General features: G+C 41.1%; 9 protein-coding genes. 3 read left to right on the forward strand and 6 right to left on the reverse strand.

The genetic code is table 11. The annotated features are described in order from the left end of the window. The 6 genes from LMU01S_RS09085 to LMU01S_RS09110 form a co-directional block, all read right to left on the reverse strand. On the reverse strand, window positions 1-305 hold a 305-nt coding region (locus LMU01S_RS09085; RefSeq protein ID WP_156470408.1), incomplete at its 3' end, for a YSIRK-type signal peptide-containing protein. A gap of 228 nt (window positions 306-533) precedes the next feature. After that, window positions 534-2,045: a degradosome RNA helicase CshA gene (gene cshA, locus LMU01S_RS09090; RefSeq protein WP_056959270.1), complete on the reverse strand. Its 1,512-nt coding sequence runs from the start codon at window positions 2,043-2,045 to the stop codon at window positions 534-536. A 142-nt stretch (window positions 2,046-2,187) separates the two neighbouring features. Further along, window positions 2,188-3,564: a UDP-N-acetylmuramoyl-tripeptide--D-alanyl-D-alanine ligase gene (locus LMU01S_RS09095; RefSeq protein ID WP_056959269.1), complete on the reverse strand. Its 1,377-nt coding sequence runs from the start codon at window positions 3,562-3,564 to the stop codon at window positions 2,188-2,190. A 126-nt stretch (window positions 3,565-3,690) separates the two neighbouring features. Continuing rightward, on the reverse strand, window positions 3,691-4,587 hold the full coding sequence (htpX, locus tag LMU01S_RS09100) for a zinc metalloprotease HtpX (RefSeq protein ID WP_004051136.1): 897 nt from the start codon (window positions 4,585-4,587) through the stop codon (window positions 3,691-3,693). An 11-nt stretch (window positions 4,588-4,598) separates the two neighbouring features. Beyond that, window positions 4,599-5,156 carry a LemA family protein gene (locus LMU01S_RS09105; protein WP_004051137.1) on the reverse strand — a complete coding sequence of 186 codons (558 nt, stop codon included), beginning with the start codon at window positions 5,154-5,156 and terminating at the stop codon, window positions 4,599-4,601. Window positions 5,157-5,425: 269 nt separating this feature from the next. Beyond that, a complete protein-coding gene (locus tag LMU01S_RS09110) occupies window positions 5,426-5,860 on the reverse strand; it encodes a GNAT family N-acetyltransferase (RefSeq protein WP_056959268.1) in 435 nt (144 codons plus the stop codon). Between the two features lie 159 nt (window positions 5,861-6,019). Between LMU01S_RS09110 and LMU01S_RS10580 the strand changes: the two genes are divergently transcribed. From LMU01S_RS10580 to LMU01S_RS09120, 3 genes are all read left to right on the forward strand, one after another. Beyond that, window positions 6,020-6,157 (forward strand): hypothetical protein, encoded by a 138-nt coding sequence (locus LMU01S_RS10580; protein ID WP_004051144.1) that lies wholly within the window; start codon window positions 6,020-6,022, stop codon window positions 6,155-6,157. 293 nt (window positions 6,158-6,450) lie between these two features. After that, window positions 6,451-7,644 (forward strand): quaternary amine ABC transporter ATP-binding protein, encoded by a 1,194-nt coding sequence (locus tag LMU01S_RS09115; protein WP_056959267.1) that lies wholly within the window; start codon window positions 6,451-6,453, stop codon window positions 7,642-7,644. Further along, window positions 7,644-8,480, forward strand: coding sequence for an ABC transporter permease (locus LMU01S_RS09120; RefSeq protein ID WP_056959266.1), 837 nt, complete (start codon window positions 7,644-7,646; stop codon window positions 8,478-8,480). Before LMU01S_RS09115 ends, LMU01S_RS09120 begins: the two co-directional genes overlap by 1 nt. Window positions 8,481-8,488 lie beyond the last annotated feature (8 nt).

Raw genomic sequence — 8,488 nt, forward strand, 5'->3', positions numbered from 1 at the left:
GTTGTTAAAGCACTAGAATTTTTTGCTGTGGCTGTTTGAGTCTTATCTTCACTAGATGTAGTAGCCTTCAAAACAACTTTTGGTTTAGCGGTCTCATTTTCAGTAGCCGTGGTCTCACTTGCTGTATGGGCTGCTTGTGGTCGAGCCGTCTCGTCTGCCATCGCAGTATGTAAACCAGCATACATTGCAAATGTTGAACTGATCAAAACTGAAGCTACACCTACTGTTAATTTCTTGATCGCAAAATGCTGTTGTTTTGCTTCGAGCTTTTGTGCTTGAAGCTGATGATTTTTTTTCGAAAGCATACGCTCACCTTCTATTGATTATTTGAGATCAAGCATCTAATTTAGATACACTTGATGACTTGTACATACTTTAGCGCTTAAATAAGTAATAATCAATAGATTTAATCATTTTTATTTAATTATGTTCAATAAAAACTTATTAATTCATTAAAAAAATTATATAAATAATGTTAATAAAAACCCCTTGGCGCGCTTTATTGCACTACAAGGGGTCTCTAACTTTATTTATTAATCTTTTGTTCTGATCGTAAAGGTACGTTCGCTCTTTTTCTTTGTAAAGCGTTCCCGCGACTCATTACGCCGTTTCTTTTTATTGTCCCGATAGTTTTTGGAACGATCACGATCACGCTTGTTATTGTATTTATTGTTCCGGCGACTGCCGTAGCGCTTATACTTACCTGTACTGCTGTTCTTGCGTCTTGGTAATGGGCGTTCAGGTGTGATCTTCACTGGAACTGAACTAGCATCATCTTTAGTCATATTATTGAGTAAAGCTGCGACTAGATCGACTGCATCATATTCTGCCAATAATTCTTTAGCTTGGGTTTCATATTTATCAGTTTGGGTCTTAGCAACTAGTTCTTTGATATCGTCTAAAGCTGAAGAAACTTGACCAACAAAAGCTTCTTCTTCTGTTGGCGGACGCAATGGATCCATTCGCTTCTTGGTCAAGCGCTCGATAACACGTAAGTAATCCATTTCATTAGGTGTTACAAAAGTCACTGAAACACCATGACGTCCAGCACGTCCTGTACGTCCGATCCGATGCACATAACTTTCTGGATCTTGTGGGATATCATAATTATAAACGTGTGTAACACCTGAAATATCTAATCCACGAGCCGCCACATCAGTTGCAACTAAGATATCCAACTTGCCTTCCTTGAAGCGCTTGAGGATACTCATTCGACGTTGTTGTGAAAGGTCACCGTGGATCCCAGCAGCGTTATAACCACGGGCTTCCAAACCCTTAGATAATTCATCGACCCGCCGTTTCGTCCGCCCAAAGACGATCGTTAATTCTGGGGCTTGAACATCTAAAATGCGGGTCATGATATCAAATTTTTCGTAATCACGTGCTTTAACAAAGTATTGGTCGACCAGATCAGTTGTCAATTCTTTAGCTTTGATCTTGACGATCTCTGGTTCGGTCATGAATTTTTCGCCGATCCGTAAGATAGCTTTTGGCATAGTCGCTGAGAATAGCAACGTTTGCCGTTGACCTGGTACGTTAGAAATGATCTTTTCGATATCATCTAAAAAGCCCATATCTAACATTTCATCGGCTTCATCAAGTACTAACAACTTAACTTTGCTCAAATCAACGGTTTTACGGTTGATATGGTCCAATAAGCGCCCTGGGGTACCCACTAAAATTTGTGGTGGATTCTTCAAGAGCTTGATCTGACGGCGAATATCAGCACCACCATAGACAACTTGAACGCGTGCGCGCTTGTCTTTTCCTAAGCGATAAAGTTCTTCTTGCGTTTGGATCGCCAATTCACGGGTCGGTGAAATGATGATCGCTTGAATAGCATGTTCCTTAGGATCAACATGCTCTAAGATAGGCAAACCAAAAGCGGCTGTTTTACCAGTCCCTGTTTGAGCTTGACCGATCACATCTTTACCTAAAAGAACCAGCGGGATCGTTGCCTCTTGAATTGGAGTAGCTTCTTCAAAGCCACTGCGCTTAACAGCTTTCAACAGATCTTCTGAAAGACCGAGTTCATCAAATTTCAAAAATTATTTCCTCCTAGTTTCGGTGGTCAATGCCACCTGTCTGCACAAAATAACAGACCACTAAACTTCGCCAAAGCCCGCCAGCCCGCAAAGTTCATCTCATACTTATTCATTTTGTACGTATCATAATAGCATATCACTATTATTCACTCTTAGCAATCTTAGTTAGAACTTCTTCTAAATGGATCCCATGACTAGCCTTTAATAAAACGGCATCATCAGGTGTTAATTTAGCCAATAGATCTGTAGCTAACTGTTCTTTTTGCTCGGGTGAATAGCAGTGGATCTGGTCCACATCAAATTTAGCTTGTAAAGCCGTAGCCAAACTTTCCATCAATGGACCACAAAGATAGACCTCACTGATCTTATTTGGATCGATCGCTTCAGCTAAACTAGCATGCATTTGACGTTCATTTTCCCCTAATTCCAACATATCTCCCAAAACAGCGATCCGTTTTCCCGCAACTTTGACCTCAGCAAAGGCTTGTAAGACCTCTTTAGCTGCCGTTGGATTAGAATTGTAGACATCACTTAAGATCATAAAATCGTTTATCCCTGTACGCCATTCCGTGCGGTTTTTGGTAAGATCGAAGTTTTCTAACGCTTTAGCCATTTGAGCTACATCGATCATAAATTCCTTACCGACACTTAAAGCTGCCAAAGCGTTTTTGACATTATAAGCCCCGATCATCGGGATAGTAAAGTTTTCATTGGGCCATAAAGTCACTCTAAAGCTTGATTTTGTAGCATCACTTACGACATTTATCCCTTGAAGATCATCTTTAGGTTCATTCCCAAACGTGAAGGTCGCTTGTTCGATCTTAGCTGCCCGTTCGACTAAAAGTGGTTCATCACCGTTATAGATCAAGATCCCGTCTTCTTTCAAGCCATTAACGATCTCCATCTTAGCGTCAGCGATCTTGTCACGCGTACCGAAAAATTCGATATGTGCTTCCCCGATCATCGTGATCACAGCCACGTCTGGTTGGGCCAACCGACTCAACTCATCGATCTGCCCAAAGCGATCCATTCCCATTTCGACGACCAAGATCTCAGTATTTGGTTCCATTGATAAAATCGTCATTGGGACCCCGATCTCATTATTAAAATTAGCAAAAGTCTTTTGGACGTTGAATTGAGTACCCAAGACCGCAGCGATCATGTCCTTAGTAGTCGTCTTGCCATTGCTCCCCGTCACAGCTACGACTTTGGGATTTATTTTTTGCAAATAATAACGCCCCAATGCTTGTAAAGCGACCAACGTATCCTCGACCACCAAAGCTGGGATAGCAGTTGGTGTCTCAGGATGATCAGCTTGCCATAAGACTGCGCTTGCCCCATTATCTAACGCTGCTTGTACATAGCGGTGCCCGTCTTGTTCGCCGATAAGTGGCACAAATAAAGCCCCCGGTTCTAGCTGGCGGCTATCAAAGCTAACGCTGGTAATGGTGATATCTTCCCAAGTTTCTTTTGCTTCTATCTCTAAAGCACGAGCAATTTCGGATAATTGCATCTTCATGCGGATGTTCTTCCTTTCTGTCGACCTAATAATGATCAACATAACTTTTTTGTCAGTTCCTATCCATTGTATCACAAACAATAATGAGCTACAAAAAAGGCACTGCTTACACAGTACCCTCCACTATTACATTTTTTGCAAACGTGCGATCCGTTCTTCGATCGGGGGATGGGTATCAAATAAATGTGCCCATGTTTTACCCTTGAATGGATCGGCAATATACATCGAAGCGCTACTTGCATCAGCTGCTTGCATTGGTTCACTATTTGAGATCTTAGCTAAGGCATTGATCAAGCCCAATGGATTTCGGGTCAATTCGACCGCCGAAGCATCAGCCAAATATTCTCGATTACGTGAAAGCGCCATTTGAGCCATTGAAGCTGCTAATGGGCCCAAAACGATGGCTAATAAAGCCAAGACCAACATAATGATCTCAAAGATCCCATTACCGCCTTCACGATCATCGCGACGTCTAGCTCCACCCCAAAAAAGTGAATGTGAGCCAAAATTAGCCAATATTGAAACAACTGCAGCTAAGGCCAAGGCTGTTGTTTGCAATTTGATATCATAGTTACGAATATGTGAGACTTCATGTGCCATCACACCCTCGATCTCTTCTCGATTCAATCGTGCCAATAACCCTGTCGTAGCCGCTACGGCAGCATGATTTGGATCACTACCTGTGGCAAAAGCATTTGGACTTGGATCATCGATGATAAAGACCCGTGGCATTGGGACCTTACCAACTAAAGCCATGTCTTCTACAATATGCCACAATTCTGGCGCTTGACTTGGATCAGTGATCTCATGTGCATTATTCATATTCATGACCACATCAGTTGACTGGCCTAACATGACAAACATGTAGACAAAGCCCAAGACGATCGCAAAAACCACACCCATCGTCGCACTCCCGGCAAAAGTATAACCGATCGCTGCTCCGATCATACCTACCAATAATAGGAAACCGAGTACTACCAAAACGGTTTTTCGTTTATTTGAGGCGATCTGTTGATATAACATTGTACATCCCTCTAATCAAATGAAACTTTTGGCGCTTCCTTTTGTTCTTCTGGAACAGAAAGATAGTCGACTTTCGTAAAATGATGGATCTTAGCGATCAAATTAGATGGGAAAGTCAATAACTTTTGGTTGAACGCAGCTGCCGAAGAGTTGAATAATTGGCGTGAATAAGCGATCTTATTTTCAGTATTTGTCAATTCTTCCATCAATTTAGTAAATTCTTGATTTGCTTTTAGATCTGGATAGCTCTCAGATAATGCAAAAATAGAACGTAAAGTATCTGATAATTGATTAGATACTTCCATCTTAGCTTGGTGATCACCATCTGGGAGCGCAACTAATTGATTCCGCAACTTAACAACTTCAGCTAAAGTTTCTTTTTCATGCTTAGCATATCCCTTTGTTGTCTCGACCAAATTAGGGATCAAGTCATTACGCCGTTTCAATTGAACATCGATCTGACTCCAAGATTCTTCTGTATAAACTTTTGCCTTTTGCAAGCCGTTATAAAGTGTGATATAGACAACAGCTAACAATAAGACGATCACGACTAAAACGATCAAAGCCATAAAATCTCCTCCTTAAATCTCTTTACAAAAAAAGCCAAGGGTGAAACCAATCACTCTCGGCTAGCGCAGTATTCATCACTGAATAGAACAGCCACACTCCACAATGTAGACCATTCAAGCACGCTACATCCGGTAGCTAAATGTGCCCTGCTATCGACACTGACCACTAGTCGCCGCAACGAAACAACAAAATGTTGCCTGGTCTATCTCGACTCATCGCATACTGTGATTTTACCTTATATCAAGGAGCAATTCAAGTTAAGAGTTTGTTAAGATAACAGTTCCTTATCCATCCGATGATGTGCGATCCCCGCATCCATAAAGCCTTCTCCGACTACTTGATAACCTAATTTTTTATAAAAAGTTTGCGCCTGGTCCTGGGCCCCTAATGTCAAAGTATTTATCTTATGCTCACGTGCGCTCGCTTCGATACTAGTCAACAACTCCCTAGCTAAGCCTTGACCACGATGAGCTTTTTTTACAGCGACACGTTGAATATGCCAAACACCTGGCGCTTCTTCAAAAACTCGTGCCGTAGCGACAGGTATCTCAGCTAAATAACCTGTAAAATATAACGGTCCATTTTCACCTACGACTTCAAGTTCTAAACTCACACCTTGCTCCATGACGAATACTTCTTTTCTAAGGGCTAAGGCATCTTTATAGACTGAACTTTCAAGTGAATTACTGCTCTTGATCTCCATATCGTCCACTCCATCAATAATTTTGCTTTATTTTAGCTAAATTTATCCTATTATTCAAGTAGTTGCTTTTGCTTGAACTAATTTGAAATAGAACTATAATGTAGTTGTGAAATGATTTCACCGCTTTGTGGAGCATTTTACGGAAAGAGGCGAAGGATTATGGCTAAGAAACTAAGTAAAGAAGAACGCAAGGCTATGGCACGTAAAGCAATGGAAGCTCGTGCTAAACAACCTAAGCCAGCTGCTGGCTCAGGCTTTGCAAAACTTGATTCTGATGCTGAACACCTACGCGGCTAATTACCGTTAGATATTCACAGCGCTAGCACCTGTTTTAGCAGGTGCTATTTTTTATGAAATTTTTTTGAGTTTTATATTCCTGTAAAATTCCTTTTTTTACCACTCATTTTATCCCAAAATTAAATCATTATTCATTTTTTTTTTGAAAAATTTCAGATTTTTCTAGCTCCCATTGTTAAGCTTAAGAAAGCGGTTGTTAATAGTTTTTACAATTTGCATGTTTTTTACGTATATGCTAAGGTTTTTATATCGCTTTTCTGCGTAAATGCTTAAAAAACAGAAAGGAAGATTACATGACAGTCGAAATCGACGTAAGAAATGTCAGCAAAATATTTGGGCGTCAAGTTGAGAAAGCTGAAAAATTAGCTGCCCAAGGTTTAAGTAAAGAAGAAATTTTAAAGAAAACAGGAGCTACGGTCGGCGTCGACCGTGTCTCTTTCCAAATTGAAAAAGGTGAGATCTTTGTGATCATGGGACTCTCTGGGAGTGGTAAATCAACTGTTTTACGGATGTTAAACCAATTGATCCCAACTACCTCAGGCCAGATCATTGTTGATGGTCAAGATCTCACTAAATTGACTAAAAAAGAACTGCTTGATTTTAGACGTAATAAAATGAGTATGGTCTTTCAAGACTTTGCTCTTTTCCCACACTATACAGTTCTTGAAAATGTTGCTTATGGACTTGAAATCAAAAATGTATCTAAAGAAGAGCGACTAAAAAAAGCACAGCATGCCCTTGAATTAGTCGGCCTTAAGGGCTATGGCGAACAGTATCCTGACCAATTATCAGGTGGGATGCAACAACGTGTCGGCCTTGCTCGGGCACTTGCTAGTGATGCACAAGTCTTATTGATGGACGAAGCTTTCTCGGCCCTTGATCCTTTGAACCGTAAGGAAATGCAAGATGAGCTTTTACGGATCCAAGCCGAGTTAAATAAAACCATCGTCTTTATCAGTCATGATCTGAATGAAGCCTTAAAACTAGGCAATCATATCATGATCATGCGTAACGCTAAACTCGTTCAAGTCGGTACCCCAGAAGAGATCTTGACTTCACCTGCCGATGATTATGTTGAAAAATTTATTGAAGATGTTGACCGCAGTCGTATCTTGACCGCTGAAAATGTGATGATCAGCCCCGCAATGGTCAACATCCAAAAAGCTGGTCCACGCACAGCTCTTCGCGAAATGCGCGAAAATCACACTTCTTCGATCTATCTCGTCGATAGTAAATACCGTTTCAAAGGTATCGCTTCTGCACAAGATGTTTCTCAATGCCTTAAAGAGGGCAAAACTGACCTTTATGATGTCGTTCAGACCGATGTCCCAACAACTACCCTTGACACAGTCTTGACTGATCTTTTAGCCGATATTTCAACAACTACGATCCCATTTGCTGTTTTAGATGAGCACCAGCGCCTTCGCGGTATCATCATTCGTGGCGCTGTCTTGGCTGCACTTTCAGGAAACGAGGTTGATGCTTAATGTTTAATATTCCAAAATTACCACTTGAAGATTGGGTCAACTCAGGAGTTGACTACTTAGCCAAATTTACCGGATTTTTTGATGCGATCTCAAACTTTATTTCGATGATCGCAAATGCTTTCCAATGGTTCTTTGACCTTTTCCCCGTTTGGCTCTTTATCCTATTACTATTACTAGTAACTTATTACTTACGCCGTGGCCAAAAAAAATGGGGCTTACTAAGTCTTGAATTAGTTGGTCTACTATTTATTTGGAACATGGGATACTGGCGTGATATGACACAAACTTTGACTTTAGTTTTAACTTCATGTGTGATCGTCTATTTCTTTGGGATCCCACTTGGAATTTGGATGGCTAAAAATAAAACAGTCAAAGCGATCGTCCAACCTATCTTAGACTTTATGCAGACAATGCCTGCCTTTGTCTACTTGATCCCCGCAGTTGCTTTCTTTGGGATCGGGACTGTCCCTGGGGTCATTGCCTCAGTTATCTTTGCGATGCCACCGACAGTTCGGATGACTGATCTAGGTATTCGCCAAGTTCCAGCCGATTTGATCGAGGCCGCTGATTCTTACGGTTCAACTGCTTGGCAAAAATTATTCAAGCTACAATTGCCTTTAGCAAAAAATACGATCATGTCTGGGGTAACTCAATCCTTGATGTTATCCTTATCAATGGTCGTGATCGCCTCAATGATCGGGGCTTTAGGCTTAGGGACCAAAGTATACTTTGCTGTTGGTCGTAATAATGCCGGGGCTGGTTTTACTGCTGGGTTAGCGATCGTTATCTTAGCGATCATCTTAGATCGTTTGAGCCAATCTCTCCAAAATAAGTAAGGAGGAAA

Source organism: Ligilactobacillus murinus DSM 20452 = NBRC 14221 (assembly GCF_001591685.1).
GTDB lineage: Bacteria > Bacillota > Bacilli > Lactobacillales > Lactobacillaceae > Ligilactobacillus > Ligilactobacillus murinus.